16 protein-coding genes are annotated in these 15,739 nt (G+C 64.2%); 8 read left to right on the plus strand and 8 right to left on the minus strand.

The genetic code is table 11. The annotated features are described in order from the left end of the window. The first annotated feature begins 85 nt into the window (after window positions 1-85). From FZF13_RS15630 to FZF13_RS15660, 7 genes are all read left to right on the plus strand, one after another. Window positions 86-1,183, plus strand: a complete 1,098-nt coding sequence (locus FZF13_RS15630; protein ID WP_024925758.1) for an ABC transporter ATP-binding protein — start codon at window positions 86-88, stop codon at window positions 1,181-1,183. Next, window positions 1,183-2,103, plus strand: coding sequence for an ABC transporter permease (locus FZF13_RS15635; RefSeq protein WP_024925757.1), 921 nt, complete (start codon window positions 1,183-1,185; stop codon window positions 2,101-2,103). The genes FZF13_RS15630 and FZF13_RS15635 overlap by 1 nt, the downstream gene beginning before the upstream one ends. Further along, the gene (locus tag FZF13_RS15640) at window positions 2,096-2,896 is read left to right on the plus strand and encodes an ABC transporter permease (RefSeq protein ID WP_024925756.1); all 801 of its coding nucleotides are present in this window, start codon (window positions 2,096-2,098) and stop codon (window positions 2,894-2,896) included. Before FZF13_RS15635 ends, FZF13_RS15640 begins: the two co-directional genes overlap by 8 nt. Before the next feature lie 32 nt (window positions 2,897-2,928). Beyond that, on the plus strand, window positions 2,929-3,963 hold the full coding sequence (locus tag FZF13_RS15645; protein WP_024925755.1) for an ABC transporter substrate-binding protein: 1,035 nt from the start codon (window positions 2,929-2,931) through the stop codon (window positions 3,961-3,963). A gap of 121 nt (window positions 3,964-4,084) precedes the next feature. Next, window positions 4,085-5,119, plus strand: coding sequence for an extracellular solute-binding protein (locus tag FZF13_RS15650; RefSeq protein ID WP_024925754.1), 1,035 nt, complete (start codon window positions 4,085-4,087; stop codon window positions 5,117-5,119). A gap of 115 nt (window positions 5,120-5,234) precedes the next feature. After that, entirely contained in the window at window positions 5,235-6,443 is a 1,209-nt protein-coding gene (locus FZF13_RS15655) for a serine hydrolase domain-containing protein (RefSeq protein WP_024925753.1), read from the plus strand. A gap of 71 nt (window positions 6,444-6,514) precedes the next feature. After that, on the plus strand, window positions 6,515-7,687 hold the full coding sequence (locus FZF13_RS15660; RefSeq protein ID WP_024925752.1) for a serine hydrolase domain-containing protein: 1,173 nt from the start codon (window positions 6,515-6,517) through the stop codon (window positions 7,685-7,687). 62 nt (window positions 7,688-7,749) lie between these two features. Here the strand turns inward: FZF13_RS15660 and FZF13_RS15665 are convergent, their stop codons facing one another. Continuing rightward, window positions 7,750-8,304 carry a putative immunity protein gene (locus FZF13_RS15665; RefSeq protein WP_024925751.1) on the minus strand — a complete coding sequence of 185 codons (555 nt, stop codon included), beginning with the start codon at window positions 8,302-8,304 and terminating at the stop codon, window positions 7,750-7,752. Window positions 8,305-8,319: 15 nt separating this feature from the next. Then, entirely contained in the window at window positions 8,320-9,216 is an 897-nt protein-coding gene (locus tag FZF13_RS15670) for a LysR family transcriptional regulator (RefSeq protein WP_024925750.1), read from the minus strand. A gap of 104 nt (window positions 9,217-9,320) precedes the next feature. On the opposite strand from FZF13_RS15670, the gene FZF13_RS15675 reads away from it, so the two are divergent. Beyond that, entirely contained in the window at window positions 9,321-10,511 is a 1,191-nt protein-coding gene (locus tag FZF13_RS15675) for an acyl-CoA dehydrogenase (protein WP_024925749.1), read from the plus strand. A 573-nt stretch (window positions 10,512-11,084) separates the two neighbouring features. Here the strand turns inward: FZF13_RS15675 and FZF13_RS15680 are convergent. The 6 genes from FZF13_RS15680 to FZF13_RS15705 form a co-directional block, all read right to left on the minus strand. Beyond that, window positions 11,085-12,134, minus strand: a complete 1,050-nt coding sequence (locus FZF13_RS15680; RefSeq protein WP_024925748.1) for a Gfo/Idh/MocA family protein — start codon at window positions 12,132-12,134, stop codon at window positions 11,085-11,087. Continuing rightward, complete coding sequence (locus FZF13_RS15685) at window positions 12,134-12,919, minus strand: ThuA domain-containing protein (RefSeq protein WP_024925747.1); 786 nt, start codon at window positions 12,917-12,919, stop codon at window positions 12,134-12,136. Before FZF13_RS15685 ends, FZF13_RS15680 begins: the two co-directional genes overlap by 1 nt. A 164-nt stretch (window positions 12,920-13,083) precedes the next feature. Next, window positions 13,084-13,746 carry a hypothetical protein gene (locus FZF13_RS15690; RefSeq protein ID WP_024925746.1) on the minus strand — a complete coding sequence of 221 codons (663 nt, stop codon included), beginning with the start codon at window positions 13,744-13,746 and terminating at the stop codon, window positions 13,084-13,086. Between the two features lie 4 nt (window positions 13,747-13,750). After that, complete coding sequence (gene leuB / locus FZF13_RS15695) at window positions 13,751-14,854, minus strand: 3-isopropylmalate dehydrogenase (protein ID WP_024925745.1); 1,104 nt, start codon at window positions 14,852-14,854, stop codon at window positions 13,751-13,753. Window positions 14,855-14,965: 111 nt separating this feature from the next. After that, the gene (locus tag FZF13_RS15700; RefSeq protein WP_024925744.1) at window positions 14,966-15,316 is read right to left on the minus strand and encodes a glyoxalase superfamily protein; all 351 of its coding nucleotides are present in this window, start codon (window positions 15,314-15,316) and stop codon (window positions 14,966-14,968) included. Continuing rightward, a complete protein-coding gene (locus FZF13_RS15705) occupies window positions 15,313-15,705 on the minus strand; it encodes a RidA family protein (RefSeq protein WP_024925743.1) in 393 nt (130 codons plus the stop codon). The genes FZF13_RS15700 and FZF13_RS15705 overlap by 4 nt, the downstream gene beginning before the upstream one ends. Window positions 15,706-15,739 lie beyond the last annotated feature (34 nt).

Raw genomic sequence — 15,739 nt, forward strand, 5'->3', positions numbered from 1 at the left:
AAGCGTGGCGGCTTGTGGTGACAATCTGAGACAGAAAAAGAAGCCTGCTTTCGAGGGCAGGCCGAGAACAAAAAGAGGGGTTTGCGTGCCGGAACAACCGGGTAAGAACGCGATCGAAGTCCGTGATGTACGGAAAGTCTTCGGTTCTGGGGAAGCGGCGGTTGCCGCGTTGGACACGGTCTCAGTATCGATCCGGGAAAACGAGTTTTTCACGCTGTTGGGGCCGTCGGGCTGCGGAAAGACGACGCTGCTCAGGCTGATCGCCGGCTTCGACTATCCGAGCGCCGGCGAGATCCAGCTCTATGGCGACAACATCGCGCTGCTGCCGCCGTTCAAGCGGCCGGTCAACACTGTTTTCCAGAGCTATGCGCTGTTCCCGCACATGACGGTGGCGCAGAATATCGGCTTCGGCCTGGAGATGCTGCGTAAGCCAAAGGCCGAGATCAAGGCGCGCGTCGCCGAGATGCTGAAGCTGGTGCGCATGGAGCATCTGGCCTCGCGGCGCACCAGCCAGATTTCCGGCGGTCAGCAGCAGCGCGTGGCGCTGGCACGCGCGCTGGCGCCGCAGCCGAAAGTGCTGCTTCTCGACGAGCCGCTTTCGGCGCTCGACTACAAGCTGCGCAAGGAAATGCAGATCGAACTGAAGCGGCTGCAGAACCAGACCGGCATCACCTTCATCTTCGTCACCCACGACCAGGAAGAAGCGCTGACCATGTCCGACCGCATCGCGGTGATGTCGTCGGGCAAGATCCTGCAGGTGGGTTCACCCTGGGACATCTATGACAAGCCGGCCGACCGGTTCGTCGCCGACTTCATCGGCGAGACCAATTTCCTGACCGCGTCGATCGCCGGCGTGGAAAACGGCAGGGCACGCGCGACGCTCAAATCGGGTGCCACCATCATGGCCAGCGTTGCCGACGGCTTCCAGCCGAAGGGCGAGGCGACCGTCGTGGTGCGGCCCGAACATGCGAAGCTCGTCAAGGGCAAGGGCGAGCTTTCGGGCACGGTCGAGAACATCGTCTATTTCGGCACCGACACGCACATCCATTTGCGGCTCGACGGCAGCGACGACCTCTTCATCGTGCGCCAGCAGAATGCGCGCAGCGCCAGCTGCGGCTTCGAGACGGGCGAGAAGGCGGGCATCTCTATCAGCGACGACGCAGCACAAGTGTTGAGGGACTGATGGCCACCGCCGAGGAAATCGCCAAGGCGGCCGACCGGCGCGACGTTCGCAACCGCTGGTACCTTACGACGCCTGCCTTGCTCACCATCTTTTTCGCCGCGGTCGGCCCGTTGGCCATCGTGCTCGTCTATTCCTTCCTCACGCCCGGCCCCTATGGCGACGTGAAGTGGCAGTTCTCGACCGACGCCTGGGTGTCGGTGCTGTTCGAGCGCGACATCTTCGACGACACGCTGTCGCTGGCTGCCGCCCATATCAGCATCTTCTGGCGCTCGGTGAAGCTGGCGGTCATCACCACGCTCGCCACCTTGGCGCTCGGCTTCCCGACGGCCTATTTCATGGCCACGCGCAGCGAGAAGACGCGTGACCTGTGGCTGTTCCTGATCACCATCCCGTTCTGGACGAACCTTCTGATCCGCACCTTCGCGGTGCTGCAGATCATCCGCAACGAAGGCATCGTCAACACCATCCTGTTGAAGCTCGGCATCATCTCGGCGCCGATCCAGATCCTCTACACCGACGTCGCGATCCTGATCGGCATGGCCTATGTCTATCTGCCGCTGATGGTGCTGCCGGTCTACGCCTCGATGGAAAAGCTCGACTTCCGTCTGGTCGAGGCGGGCTACGATCTCTACGCCTCGCGCTGGCAGGTGCTGCGCCGCATCATCTTCCCGCTGGTCAAGCCCGGCGTCATCGCCGGCTCGATCCTGGTCTTCATCCCGGCCATCGGCGCCTATGTGACGCCGAGCGTGCTCGGCGGCGGCAAGAACATGATGCTGTCCAACCTGATCGAGCTGCAATTCGGTCAGGGCCGCAACTGGCCGCTGGGCTCGGCGCTGTCGATCACGGTCATGTTCATCGTCATGGCGGCGCTCCTGGTTTACGTGCGCAACGCCGGCTCGCAGGAGGTGCGGCATGGCTAAGAGCTTCTCCATTCGCCACCAGCCGGGCTTCACCACGATCGCCGCCGTGTGCTTCGTGGCGCTCTACCTGCCGATCATCGTGCTGGTGGTCTACGCCTTCAACGAGGCACCCTCGACGTCGGAATGGGGCGGCTTCTCGCTGAAGTGGTTCCAGTCGGCCTCGCAGAACGCGCAGGTGATCGATGCCACGCTGCGCTCCTTCCAGATCGCGGCTGTGGCCGCCACGCTCGCCACCATCGCGGCGACCATGGCGGCCTTGGCCACCACCCGCACGCCGCCCTATCCGGGGCTGACCTTCAAATATGCGATGATCAACCAGCCGCTGATGGTGCCGGAAATCGTCACCGGCGTGGCGCTGCTGATCTTCTTCTCGCGCATCAAGATCTTCACCGGCTATTCGGGCCTGGGTTACCTGATCGCCGCGCATACGGCGTTCTGCATTCCCTTTGCCTATCTGCCGATCCGCGCGCGACTGGAAAATATGGACCTGTCGCTGGAACGCGCGGCGGCCGATCTCTACGCCACGCCCTGGCAGGCCTTCCGCCGCATCACGCTGCCGCTGCTCTGGCCCGGCATCCTCGCCGGCCTGATGCTCGCCTTCGTCATTTCGCTCGACGACGTCGTCATCACCGAATTCGTCAAGTCGGGCGGCCAGGACACGTTGCCAACTTACATGCTCGGCCAGATCCGCCGCGGCATCACCCCTGAAATCAACGCGATCTCGACGGCCTTCCTGCTGCTGTCGGTCATCATCGTCACGTTGTTCTTCTTCGTCAGCAGGAAACGCGACTAGGCCTAAACCAACCAAAAAAATGGGAGACTGAAATGAACTGGAAGACAACCGCGACAGCCGTCGGGCTGGCGCTGATGGCCTCGACGGGCCTCGCCCGCGCCGAGGGCGCGCTCAACATCTACAACTGGGGCAATTACATCAGCCCCGACATGATCAAGAAGTTCGAGAAGCAGTACAACGTCAAGGTCACCGTCACCGACTACGATTCCAACGACACCGCACTCGCCAAGGTGCGTCAGGGCGGCACCGGTTTCGACATCGCCATCCCCTCGCAGACCTTCATCCCGATCTGGATCAAGGAAGGTCTCATCCAGGAGACCGATCCCGGCAAGATGGCGAACTTCAAGAACGTGGCGCCGGAATGGGCCAATCCCGATTTCGATCCCGGCCGCAAATACACCGTGCCATGGGCCTGGGGCACGATCGGCGTGGTCGTCAACACCGACGCCTACAAGGGCCCGGCCAACAGCTGGGGCATCGTCTTCAACACGCCTGACGAGCTGAAGGGCAAGGTCAATGTCGTTCCCGAGATGAACGACGTCATCTTCGCCGCCATCAAATATGTCGGCGGCAAGCAGTGCACCGACGACAAGGCGGTGCTGAAGAAGGTGCGCGACACGCTCGTCGCCGCCAAGCCGAACTGGATCGCGATGGAATACAACACCATCGAGAAGATGGGCGCCGGCGACTTCAAGGCCACCAGCGACTGGAACGGCTCGGCGCTGCGCCAGCGGCTGGCCAACCCGGCCATCCACTACAACTATCCGAAGGAAGGCTACGGCCTGTGGAGCGACAACGTCGTCGTTCTGAAGGAAGCCAAGAACGTCGAGAACGCCAAGCTGTTCCAGAACTTCATGATGGATCCGGAAAACGCGGCGCTGAACTCGGCCTTCCACCGCTATGCCAACGGCATTGCCGGTTCGGAGAAGTTCATGCCCGCCGACATGAAGGACGCGCCGGAAGTCAACATCCCGGCCGACGTGAAGTCGCTGGGCGAACTGCAGCACCTCTGCGCGCCGGAAATCCAGGACATCTACTCGAAGATCTGGACCGAGCTGCAGAAGTAAGCTTCGCAGCCAGCCTACCCGACATGACGAACCCGGGACCGATGAAATCGGTCCCGGTTGTCACACCCCTTTTGCCCGAAGCAGGCAGAAAACACCGCAACCAAGAAAAAGGAGCCCTGCCATGAATTCGAGATTGTTCGCCGCGACGGCGGCATTGGCGCTCGTTGCCGCGACCGGCTTCGCCCGCGCCGAGGGCGAGCTCAACATCTACAATTGGGGCAACTACACCAACCCCGACGTGATCAAGAAGTTCGAGGAAAAGTACAAGGTCAAGGTCACCATCACCGACTACGATTCCAACGACACCGCGCTCGCCAAGGTGCGCCAGGGCGGTTCCGGTTTCGACATCGCGGTGCCGTCGCAGACGCATCTGCCGATCTGGATCCAGGAAGGCCTGCTCTTGGAAACCAATCCGGGCGGCATGGAGAATTTCAAGAACATCGCCCCGGAATGGGCCAATCCCGATTTCGACCCCGCCCGCAAATATTCGGTGCCATGGGCCTGGGGCACGGTCGGTATCGTCGTCAACAGCGACACCTACAAGGGCGACATCAACACCTGGGACATCGTCTTCAAGACGCCGGACGAGCTGAAGGGCAAGGTTAACGTCGTTCCGGAAATGAAGGACGTGATGACCGCCGCCATCCGCTATGTCGGCGGCGAGCAGTGCACGGCCGACAAGGAAGTGCTGAAGAAGGTGCGCGACCTTCTGGTGGCGGCCAAGCCGAACTGGATCGCCATGGAATATGGCGCCATCGACAAGATGGGCGCCGGCGACTTCAAGGGCTCGACCACATGGAACGGCGCCGGCCTGCGCATGCGCCTGGCGCATCCGCAGATCCACTACGGCTATCCGAAGGAAGGCTTCACCTACTGGTCCGACAACGTGGTCGTCCTGAAGGACGCCAAGAACGTCGAGAACGCCAAGCTGTTCCAGAACTTCATCATGGACCCGGAAGTTGCCGCAGGGCTTTCCGCCTATCACCGCTACGCCAATGGCGTTGCCGGCTCGGAGAAGTTCATGCCGGCCGAGATGCGCGACGCGCCCGAGATCGTGGTGCCGGCCGAGGCCAAGCCGCACGGCACGATGGCGTTGATGTGCTCGGAAGAAGCCGACGCGCTCTACAAGAAGATCTGGACCGAACTGCGCAAGTAAGTGGTCCTGTCGTCCGGCGGCAATAGCCGCCGGACGACCTGCCCGGCGCTGACGAGCATAGTCGGCACCGGCCATTGAACGACAAGTTTAGAGAATGTCGCAGGAGGCGCTTCTCATGCAGCCCTACCGCAACAGCGATCCGCATCCACCGATCATGCAGGGGACACCGCCGATCTTGGTGCCACCCCGGCTTGACTGGGACAGGGCGCCCTGGAACCGCTGGGCCTTCCAGAACATGCGCCAGATCGTGCCGACCGTGGAGGTTTGGCGTGGCACTGGCCCGGCAAGCGAATTGCCGCGCGCCGAGACCAATCTCGATGCGCTGGCTGTGACCGACAGTCTTGGCCGTCCCTCAACGCTCGCCGGCCTTCTCGACGAGACCTATACCGACGGCTTCCTGGTGCTGAAGGACGGCACGGTCGCCTATGAACGTTATTTCAACGGCATGACACCGCGTTCGTTGCATCTGTCGCAGTCGATGGCGAAATCGGTTACGGCTGCGGTCTGCGGCATCCTTGTCGGCCGGGGTCTGATCGATCCGGCAAAACCTGTGACGGCCTATCTTCCTGAACTTGCAGAAACTGGCTGGGCAGGCGCGACGGTCCAGCACGTGCTGGACATGACGACCGGCGTTAAGTTTTCGGAAGCCTATACCGATCGCTATTCCGATATCGGTCAGGTTGACGTCGCTTCCGGCTGGAAACCTGCGCCGCCCGATAGCGATCCCTCTTTCCCGTGGCCGGCCCATGTGTGGGAACTCATCCTGCGGCTGAAGGAAACCACCCGGCCACACGGCGCAGCCTTTGAATATCGGTCAATCGAGACGGATGTGCTGGCCTTCGTCATGGAACGCGTGACCGGGCGCAGGCTGGCCGAGCTTGTTTCCGGAGAGCTCTGGCAGAAGCTTGGCGCAGAGGAAAGCGCTTGTTTCACCGTGGACAGCGCCGGCTACGCGCTGGCCGACGGCGGTTTCAACGCGACGCTTCGTGACTATGCACGTTTCGGCCAGATGATCCTCGACAACGGTGCCGGCATCGTGCCCGCCGACTGGATCGAGGCGACCAGGAACGGCGTGCATGGCACGCAGTTTTCCGAGAGCCTGCCGGAAGGCAGCTACCGCAACCAGTTCTGGATCCAGGATCCGCGTTCGCGCGCGCTCATGTGCCGTGGTGTCTTCGGGCAGCTCATCCATGTGGACTGGAACAACCGGATGGTGACGGTGAAGCTGTCGTCCTTTCCGGACTTCTCCAACACACCCTATGCGGTGGCGACGCTGAAGGCGATCGCGGCAATCGCGACGGAGCTGGGCTCGGCCGCCGAATAGATCAATCGATGCAGAGCCGGTGTGGCCGCCAAGGTTCCCGCGCTGCGTGCACTACCCAGGAAGGACAGGACGTGACCAACCCAACCGCATTCGAGGACAAATTCGGCTTTCGCCGCAGCGACGTAGGCCTGGCAAACTGGCGCACGACGCCGTTCAACCGCTGGGCGTTCCAGAATGTCGGCGAACTGGTGCCCAGCGCGCGCATCGAAGCTGGCCCGGCGGCCGGCGAGACGGCGGCAGCCGATATGAGCGGTCTGCTTGGCGAAACGGTCGCGCTGGCCGAGGGCAGCGAAACCGTGGCGGGCTTTCTGGCGCGTTCGCATGCCGATGCGCTCACCGTCATGAAGGGCGGTAGATTCGTCGGCGACTGGTTCGCGCCGCATATGGCGTTCGGCAATCGTCATCTCGTCTTTTCGATCAGCAAATCGCTGACCGCGATCCTCGCCGGCATCCTGGGAGGCGAAGGCCGCCTCGATCTGGAAGCGCCGGTCACCACCTATATTCCCGAAGCGGTCGGGTCGGCCTATGGCGACGCCACGGTCCGCCACGTGCTCGACATGACGGTCAGCCTCGACTTCGAGGAAGCCTATCTCGATCCCGAGAGCGCCTTCGCCCGCTATCGCCGGGCGACGCTGTGGAACCCGGGCGGCGGCGAGGAAGGGCTGGAAGAATTCCTCCTGTCGATCAAGCGCCTGCCTGGGCCGCATGGCGAAGTGTTCCGCTACCGCTCGCCGAACTCCGACCTGCTCGGCATGCTGGTCGAGCGCGCTTCCGGCCTGCGCGTGCCGGAATTGCTGCGCGAGAAACTCTGGGCACCGCTTGGCGCCTGCGGCGAAGGCGCGATCACCGTCGATCGTCTTGGCGCGGCCCGCACCGCCGGCGGCATTTCGCTGACGCCGCGCGATCTCGCCCGCATCGGCGAGATGATGCGCCAGGGCGGTCTCGCCAATGGCACGCGCGTGGTGTCGGAGGCATGGGTTCGCGACACGACGACAGCCGGCAGCCAGGATGCCTGGAAGCGGGGCGACATGGCGCAGCTGTTCCCTGAGGGACGCTATCGCAACAAATGGTACCAGAGCGGCAAGGGTTCCTATTGCGGCATCGGCATCCACGGCCAGTGGCTGTTCGTCGATCCGGCGAGCGAGGTCGTCATCGTCAAGATGTCGTCGCAGCCGGAACCGGTCGACGATCCGCTCGACCACGAAAACGTCGCCTTCTTCGAGGCGCTAGCGACGATGGTCTAAGGCGTCTGGAGCGTCCCTTCTCCCGCAAGGGGAGAAGGCAGAAAGGGTGTTGCGGGCCGACCTCAGCTTTCGCCTGCCTCGCCGGCCAGTGCCGTGCCACGAAGCCTGCGGTCCAGCGCGCGCAGCAATTCTCCGACACGCCCGCCGCCGGGCGGTGCTGGGGGATAGCGGCATAACACCTCGATCACCCTTGGGCTGGCTAGCCGAGCGGCCTGCTCCAGATGGTCGGCGCCAGCATCCGGCGCCGCACCGGCCGCCAGTTCGGCGGCGTGGGTCGCGTGGGCGGCGGCGCCGAGAATGTGCCGGACCTGCGTGGCGCGGGCCAGCGGGTGAAGATAGGCCGCCCCGCATGCGCTCATCGCCGCCCGTGCCGCCTGGTTTGCCGCCGCATCGTCGGCTTGCCCGGCGGCCTCGAGCGCGGCCCAGGCGGCGTCGCGCAACGCCTTGCCGCGCTTGCCGCCTTGCGCGAAAGCCCGGGCGACCGCGATGGCGTCGCGCGGACGGGTATCCGAAGGATGCGATGCTTCGAAGATAGCCAGCACGCCCGCCGCGTTTTCGGCAGCATAGGCGGTGACCGCGCGCAGGTCGTCGATATCCAGAGCGATCGCGTCCGTCATTGCTCGACCGCCCCGTCAGTCTGTCTGCGGCAGCTTGGCGAGCAGCCAGCTGCGGAAACTGGCGACCGGCGGGTAGAGCCGCTTTTCGTCCGGCACCACCAGGTAATAGGCGCTGCGGCTTTGCATCGGGCCACCCGGTGCCGGCACCAACTGGCCGCGCTGCAATTCGCCGGCGATCAGGAACAGCGGCAACAGGGCGATGCCGAGGCCGGCGATGCAGGCCTGGGCGGCCGTCGAGAACTGCTCGAACTGCATGCCGGGGCCGGTCGGCGCCGCCAGCCCCTGATGCTCGAACCATTCCGCCCAGCCGCCGGGGCGCGAGGCCATGTGCAGGAGCGGCAGGCGGCCGAGGTCGCGCGGCGCGGCAACGGCGTTTGCTTCCAGGAATTCGGGCGCGGCGACCGGCGCCACCTCCTCGCGCATCAGAAGGGTCGAGGTGGCGCCCGGCCAGTCCGGCTGGCCGACATGGATGGCGGCGTCCAGCCGCTCGCGGGAGAAGTCGAACCGGCCGATGCGGGTGGCGAAGTTGATGGTGATGTCCGGGTTCTTTTCGACGAAATCGGGGATCAGCGGCATCAGCCAGCGCGTGCCGAATGTGGGCAGGATGGCAAGGTTCAGGACCCCTCCATGCCGATTGCTCATCAATCCGAGGGCCGCCTCGCGCAATTGGCCAAGTGCCGCGCGCACCGTCTCGGCATAGATCTCGCCCTCCGGCGAGAGCCGGACGTTGCGGCTGTCGCGCTCGATCAGCCGTTTGCCGAACTGATCCTCCAACTGCTTGATCTGCCGGCTGATGGCGCCCTGCGTCAACGCCAGTTCCTGTGCCGCGGCGGTGAACGAGCCGAGCCGTGCCACCGCCTCGAAGGCGGCGAGGGCGCCGGTGGCCGGCAGAAGGCGACGTTGCACGCTCATGATCCATTACTAATCGTCATTGATCGCGGTGGCAATTTCATTTGATTTTTGCGGGGCGGGGGCCGATAAGCCGGACGTTCCGCGCAATCCGGGAGAGATATGCCATGGCCGCCGACAAGAACGCCTTTGTCTGGGACGATCCGTTCCTGCTCGACGACCAGCTGTCCGAGGACGAGCGCATGATCCGCGACGGCGCGGCCGCGTTCGCTGCCGACAAGCTGATGCCGCGCATCGAAGACGCCTATATGAACGAGACGACCGACCCGGCGATCTTCCGCGAAATGGGCGAAGCCGGCCTGCTCGGCATCACCGTTCCGGAAGAATATGGCGGTCTCGGCGCCAACTACGTCACCTATGGGCTGGTCGCCCGCGAGGTCGAGCGTGTCGACAGCGGCTATCGCTCGATGATGAGCGTGCAGTCGTCGCTGGTCATGTATCCCATCCACGCCTATGGCTCGGAGGAGCAACGCAAGAAGTACCTGCCGAAGCTCGCCTCCGGCGAATGGATCGGCTGCTTCGGCCTGACCGAGCCGGACGCCGGCTCGGACCCGGGCGGCATGAAGACCCGCGCCGAGAAGACGCCTGGCGGCTACCGCATTTCCGGTTCGAAGATGTGGATTTCCAACGCGCCGATCGCCGACGTGTTCGTGGTGTGGGCGAAGTCCGCCGCGCATGACAACCAGATCCGCGGTTTTGTGCTGGAAAAGGGCATGAAGGGCCTGTCGGCGCCGAAGATCGGCGGCAAGCTGAGCCTGCGCGCCTCGATCACCGGCGAGATCGTCATGGAAGGCGTCGAGGTCGGCGAGGACGCGTTGCTGCCGAATGTCGCCGGCCTCAAGGGTCCGTTCGGCTGCCTCAACCGCGCCCGCTTTGGCATTTCCTGGGGCGCGCTGGGCGCGGCCGAGGATTGCTGGCATCGTGCCCGCCAGTATGGGCTCGACCGCAAGCAGTTCGGCAAGCCGCTGGCCGGCATGCAGCTCTACCAGAAGAAGCTCGCCGACATGCAGACCGACATCGCGCTCGGCCTGCAGGGTTCGTTGCGCGTCGGCCGCCTGATGGACGCCGGCAAGATGGCGCCGGAGATGATCTCGATCGTCAAGCGCAACAATTGCGGCAAGGCGCTCGACATCGCCCGCATGGCCCGCGACATGCATGGCGGCAACGGCATCCAGATCGGCTACCATGTCATGCGCCACGCGCAGAACCTGGAGACGGTCAACACCTATGAGGGCGCGCATGACGTGCATGCGCTGATCCTCGGCCGAGCCCAGACCGGCCTGCAGGCGTTTTTCTGAACTGAGGCAACTTTGCCCTCCCCCATTCGCGGGGAGGGTTAAAAGGGTGCGTCCTTCCCGGATGCCAAGCGTCTTCATTGCCACGCTGCGGAAGACCGCCCTGGCTTTTGTCAAAGAGCACTCCCCTTGAGGGAGGTGGGAAAGCGGGGCGCCTGGTCGGTGCCTCTCTGTAATAGTACGTGGCGCCTCACAGGCGCCCCGCCCGGTGTTCTTGCCCCGGACCGACCTCGCCGTCCTTCGCGACGGCAGACTTCGGGCCTCAAGCCGCCATTTTCGGCGGCCGGGTTTTTCCAGGGCCCGGACTTAGGGCTCGTCACCAGACAGCGCCACCGTTAGCGCTGCCAGTCCGGCACCGACGTCCTCCCTGATACCCGGTGCGCACCAGGTTCCCTTGAGGACGGCTTTCAGGCGCAAGGATGCGGCAGGCCGAAAGGGTGTGAGTTCGATTTCGATGAATTTTCCTGATCTGTTCGACCAAGGCATTGGATAGACAGGATTATTTCTTAGCCGACAGGCGCCGACCCGCGTGTGTCATCACATCGGATGGCGTCGTTTCGCCGCCATATGGCGAGATCAACCGATCGCGACCGGTTGCTTGTCGGCACTGCTCACAAAGGCTGCGTCGATCAGCTTCTGCATGTCGGCGGCGCGGCGAAAGGACGGGTCGCCGTTGATGCCGGAAGTGAGCGCATCGATGAAGCGGCGGGCGTTGCGCCTGGTCTCCTTAAGGGCGATGTCACGCCAGACGGCGTCGTCGATATCCTTGCCGAAACAACCCTTGAGCGACGAGGTCTTGCCATTGGTCTCGACCCACAGCGCACCCTTGGTGCCGTGCAGCTTGAGTTCCAGATCGTTGAGGTGGCCGGTGGCGTAGCGGGTGGCCAGGATGGTGGCCAGCGCGCCCGAACCGAAGCGCGCGGTCATCGCCACGCTGTCATTGGCGTCGAGCCGGTATTTGCCGATCCGGTCGCCCTCGGCCTTCGGGAAGGTGACCAGTTCGGCATTGAGGCTGGCGATGCCGTCGGCGGCGCCATAGGTGGCGAAGTCGAGAATGTGGATGCCGACATCGCCCAATACACCGGTCGAGCCGTGTTCGCTCGACAGTCGCCACAGCCACTGGTCCATGGTGCGCCAATCGCCCCAGGCCTTGCCGACCAGCCAGCTCTGCCGGTAGCTCGCCTCGACATGGCGCAGGTCGCCGAGCTCGCCGGCCTCGACCATCTGGCGGGCCAGCTGCAGGGCGGGCGAGTTGCGATAGGTGAGGTTGACCATGTTGACGAGGCCGGCGCGCTCGGCCGCTTCCGTCATCTCCAGCGCGTCGGCATGGTTGGGCGCCAGCGGTTTCTCGCAGAACACATGCTTGCCGGCGGCGATCAGCTGCAGCGTGGTGTCCTTGTGGACGCCGTCCGGGGTGGCGTTGATGGCGGCGTCGAACTCGCCCCAGGCAAGGGCTGCGTCCAGGCCATCGAAGGCGTGGGCGATGCCGTTCTTTTCCGCGTAAGCGGCGGCACGGCCGGGCAGGGCGTCGGCGCAGGCGACGATCCGGCATTCCGACAGCTGGCCGAACTCTTCCATGTGCTGGCCGGCAATGCCGCCGGTGCCGAGCAGGAGCAGGCGGCGCATCAGCGCAGGCCCTCTTCGCCATCCTTGTGCAGTTTCGGCCCCTTCTCCACCAGCGGTTCCCTGGCGGCCGAAATCGGCACATTCGGTGCGTCCGTCACCGCCGTCCAGGCGGGCATCGGATTGTGGGCCCAATGCACGGCGTTGCGCAGCACCGTGTGCACGTCGGGATGATGGTAGGTGGGATAGGTCTCGTGGCCGGGCCGGAAATAGAAGATGCGCCCGGCGCCGCGTTGATAGGTGAGGCCGGAGCGGAACACTTCGCCGCCCTCGAACCAGGAAACGAAAACGGTCTCCATCGGCTCCGGCACGGTGAAGGGTTCGCCGTACATTTCCTCGTTGGGCAGTTCGATGCATTCGCCAAGTCCCTTGGCGATGGGGTGGTTGCGGTTGACCACCCAGATGCGCTCGCGCTCGCCGGCCTCGCGCCATTTCAGCGAGCAGGGCGTGCCCATCAACCGCTTGAAGATTTTCGAGAAATGCCCGGAATGCAGCACGATCAGGCCCATGCCTTCCCAGACGCGCTTCTGGACGCGTTCGACGATGGCGTCCTCGACCTTGCCGTGCGCGGCATGGCCCCACCAGACGAGCACATCGGTCTTGGCCAGGCGTTCCTCGGTCAGGCCGTGTTCGGGATCCTGCAGGACGACGGTCCCGGCCTTGATGTCCTTGTCCTGGTTGAGGGCCGCCGCGATGGTGCCATGCATGCCGAGCGGATAGAGGCCGGCGACGACCCGGCTGGTCTGCTCATGAACGTTTTCGCCCCATACCAGTGCGCTGATCGGCATGCTGCTCCTCCGTGGAAAACCAATGATTGGATCGGTTCAATCTACAGTATCCAATGTCGGTTGCAAGAACGTCGGCGTTTTTTTCCGGGATGATTTATGCGGCTGCTAGCGCCTGGCGGGCCGACGGGCTGCGAAGGGCGTGGCCGGGCTTTTCAGGCGCAGTGTCACTTCGCCTTGAGCGTGGCGAGCCGGCGCAGCACTTTTTCCAGCCGGGTCCGCTTGGCCGATTGCGGAATAGAGCCGGCACGTGCCCCTACCACTTCGGCCAGGGCCTCGACGTTTTGCATCGGGGCGGCACGCAGCGCCTGTTCGGCGTACATCGGCGTCTGGTTGTCCGCGCTGGTGCGCAGGATGGCGAGCAGCCTGTCCCAGGCGAAGGAATTGCCGTTGGCGGCGAGCGTCGCCAGCATGGAAACCGCCTTGTCCTTGGCGATCACGCTGCCTTGGTCGGCGGCATCGAGGATGTCGGGCAAATGGGCCGCAATCAACTCCGGCGCGGTCGCGGCCAAGGTGTCCAGCGCCGTCAAGGCGCCCCAGACGATGCGGTTGTCACGGCTCTTCAGTGCGGTCAGGAGGGCTTGCGCGTGCGGCGCGATCAGGTCGGGCCGCAGTGCGCCGATCTCGTAGAGCACCTTGATGGCATCGTGGCGAACCGGTTTGGCTGCGGTCGCCAGCGCGTGCGCGAGGACGGCTATGTCGTCGCCATTGCCACTTGCGGCCAGAGCGGCGGCCAGTTCCTGGTTTGGCTTCTCGTCGCCTCGACCCAGCGCGCTTGCCAGCCGGGCAAGCACGCCGACCGGCTGGGCTGGGTCGCGGCCCGAGACCATGCGGCTAACCGAAGAACTTGGCGATGATGGCATCGCCCATGGCAACGGTGCCGATTTCGGTCTTGCCTTCCGACATAATGTCCCTGGTGCGCAGGCCGTCGTCGAGCACCGCGGCGATGGCAGCCTCCAGACGATCGGCCTCGGCGACCATGTTGAAGGAATAACGCAGGCACATGGCGAAGGAGGCGATCATGGCGATCGGGTTGGCGATGCCCTTGCCGGCAATGTCGGGGGCCGAGCCATGCACCGGCTCGTAGAGCGCCTTGCGCTTGGCCGTACGGGCATCGGGTGCACCGAGCGACGCCGAAGGCAGCATGCCGAGCGAGCCGGTCAGCATGGCGGCAACGTCAGACAGCATGTCGCCGAACAGGTTGTCGGTGACGATGACGTCGAACTGCTTGGGCCAGCGCACCAGCTGCATGCCGCCGGCGTCGGCCAGCATGTGGTCGAGCTTGACGTCGGAATACTTGGCCTTGTGCGTGGCGGTGACGACCTCGTTCCACAAGACGCCCGACTTCATGACGTTGCGCTTTTCCATCGACGTCACATGGTTCTTGCGGGTGCGGGCAAGCTCGAAGGCGACGCCCGAGATGCGTTCGATCTCGAACGTGTCGTAGACCTGCGTGTCGATGCCGCGCTTCTGGCCATTGCCGAGGTCGATGATCTGCTTGGGCTCACCGAAATAGACGCCGCCGGTCAGTTCGCGCACGATCAGGATGTCGAGGCCCTCGACCACTTCCTGCTTGAGCGAGGAGGAGGCGGCGAGCGCGGGATAGCAGATCGCCGGGCGCAGATTGGCGAAGAGTTCCATGTCCTTGCGCAGGCGCAACAGGCCGGCCTCGGGGCGAACCTCGTAAGGCACGCTATCCCATTTCGGGCCGCCGACGGCGCCGAACAGCACGGCGTCCGCCGCCATCGCCTTTTCCATGTCGGCATCGGAGATCGCCGCGCCATGCGCGTCATAGGCCGAACCGCCGACCAGGCCTTCGTCGGTGACGAAACCGGAGCCGAGCTTCTCGTTCATGGCGACGATCAGTTTTTTCACTTCCGCCATGGCCTCGGGGCCGATGCCGTCGCCGGGGAGGAGGAAGAGATTTTTCGAAGCCATGGAGACCGTCCTGGAAAAGTGCCGTGAACCGCGGTCTTGCTAGCGTTGCCGCAGCGTCTGCGCAAGTCCGCGTTTGGCGAGAGCCGTCAGCCCAGGCTTATGGAAACGACCTCAGCGGTGTTCCAGGATGTTGACCAGCCGCCCGAACGGGTCGCGCACGAAGAAACGGCGCACGCCCCAGGGCTCGTCTATGGGGCCGTATTCGACGGTAAAACCGGCCTGCTTCATACCGGCCAAAACGGTATCGACATCGTCGACCTCGATGGAAATATCCGGCACCGGCGTGCCGGCGCCGCCCTGTTCGGCAAAGGAGATCTGCACCGTCATGCGCTCGTTCGAGCCGTAGGTGGCGATCCAGCCATGGTCCATGACCAGATCGAGGCCGAGAACGTCACCGTAGAAGCGCCGGGCCGTGGCGGTGTCGGCCGTGGCGATGTTGGCGACGATGCGCTTGACCGTCACAGGCCGGTGGCGCCGCGGCGCAGCGCGGTGACCTCGACCTCGATCTTCATTTCCGGCTTGTTGAGCAGGCACACGACCATGGTGGCGGCCGGGCGGATGTCGCCGAAATATTCGCCGAGGATGGGGAACACCTTGTCCACGTCGTTCTGGTCGGTGATGTAGTAGTGGGCACGCACGACGTCGGCCAGTTCGAAGCCGCCCTGTTTCAGCGCGCCGGAAATGGTCTCGAGACAGTTGCGGGCCTGCGCCTCGACCGTGTCTGGCATGGTCATGGTGGTGTAATCGTAGCCGGTGGTGCCGGCGACGAAGCACCAGTCACCCTGGACGACGGCGCGCGAATAGCCCGCGGTCTTTTCGAAGGGCGAACCCGTCGAAATCAATCTGCGCATTGAACTGCTCCTGATCCATCGACCCCTGACAGGG

The sequence above is a fragment of the Mesorhizobium terrae genome (assembly GCF_008727715.1).
In the GTDB taxonomy this organism is placed as follows: domain Bacteria; phylum Pseudomonadota; class Alphaproteobacteria; order Rhizobiales; family Rhizobiaceae; genus Mesorhizobium; species Mesorhizobium terrae.

What these genes read in the sequence shown, in the direction of transcription:
- FZF13_RS15635 (WP_024925757.1), top strand. Translation starts at nt 1,183, where the DNA reads ATGGCCACCGCCGAGGAAATCGCCAAGGCGGCCGACCGGCGCGACGTT.
- FZF13_RS15650 (WP_024925754.1), top strand. Translation starts at nt 4,085, where the DNA reads ATGAATTCGAGATTGTTCGCCGCGACGGCGGCATTGGCGCTCGTTGCC.
- FZF13_RS15705 (WP_024925743.1), bottom strand. Translation starts at nt 15,705, where the DNA reads ATGCGCAGATTGATTTCGACGGGTTCGCCCTTCGAAAAGACCGCGGGC.
- FZF13_RS15640 (WP_024925756.1), top strand. Translation starts at nt 2,096, where the DNA reads ATGGCTAAGAGCTTCTCCATTCGCCACCAGCCGGGCTTCACCACGATC.
- FZF13_RS15645 (WP_024925755.1), top strand. Translation starts at nt 2,929, where the DNA reads ATGAACTGGAAGACAACCGCGACAGCCGTCGGGCTGGCGCTGATGGCC.
- FZF13_RS15685 (WP_024925747.1), bottom strand. Translation starts at nt 12,919, where the DNA reads ATGCCGATCAGCGCACTGGTATGGGGCGAAAACGTTCATGAGCAGACC.
- FZF13_RS15655 (WP_024925753.1), top strand. Translation starts at nt 5,235, where the DNA reads ATGCAGCCCTACCGCAACAGCGATCCGCATCCACCGATCATGCAGGGG.
- FZF13_RS15680 (WP_024925748.1), bottom strand. Translation starts at nt 12,134, where the DNA reads ATGCGCCGCCTGCTCCTGCTCGGCACCGGCGGCATTGCCGGCCAGCAC.
- FZF13_RS15670 (WP_024925750.1), bottom strand. Translation starts at nt 9,216, where the DNA reads ATGAGCGTGCAACGTCGCCTTCTGCCGGCCACCGGCGCCCTCGCCGCC.
- FZF13_RS15665 (WP_024925751.1), bottom strand. Translation starts at nt 8,304, where the DNA reads ATGACGGACGCGATCGCTCTGGATATCGACGACCTGCGCGCGGTCACC.
- leuB (WP_024925745.1), bottom strand. Translation starts at nt 14,854, where the DNA reads ATGGCTTCGAAAAATCTCTTCCTCCTCCCCGGCGACGGCATCGGCCCC.
- FZF13_RS15690 (WP_024925746.1), bottom strand. Translation starts at nt 13,746, where the DNA reads ATGGTCTCGGGCCGCGACCCAGCCCAGCCGGTCGGCGTGCTTGCCCGG.
- FZF13_RS15675 (WP_024925749.1), top strand. Translation starts at nt 9,321, where the DNA reads ATGGCCGCCGACAAGAACGCCTTTGTCTGGGACGATCCGTTCCTGCTC.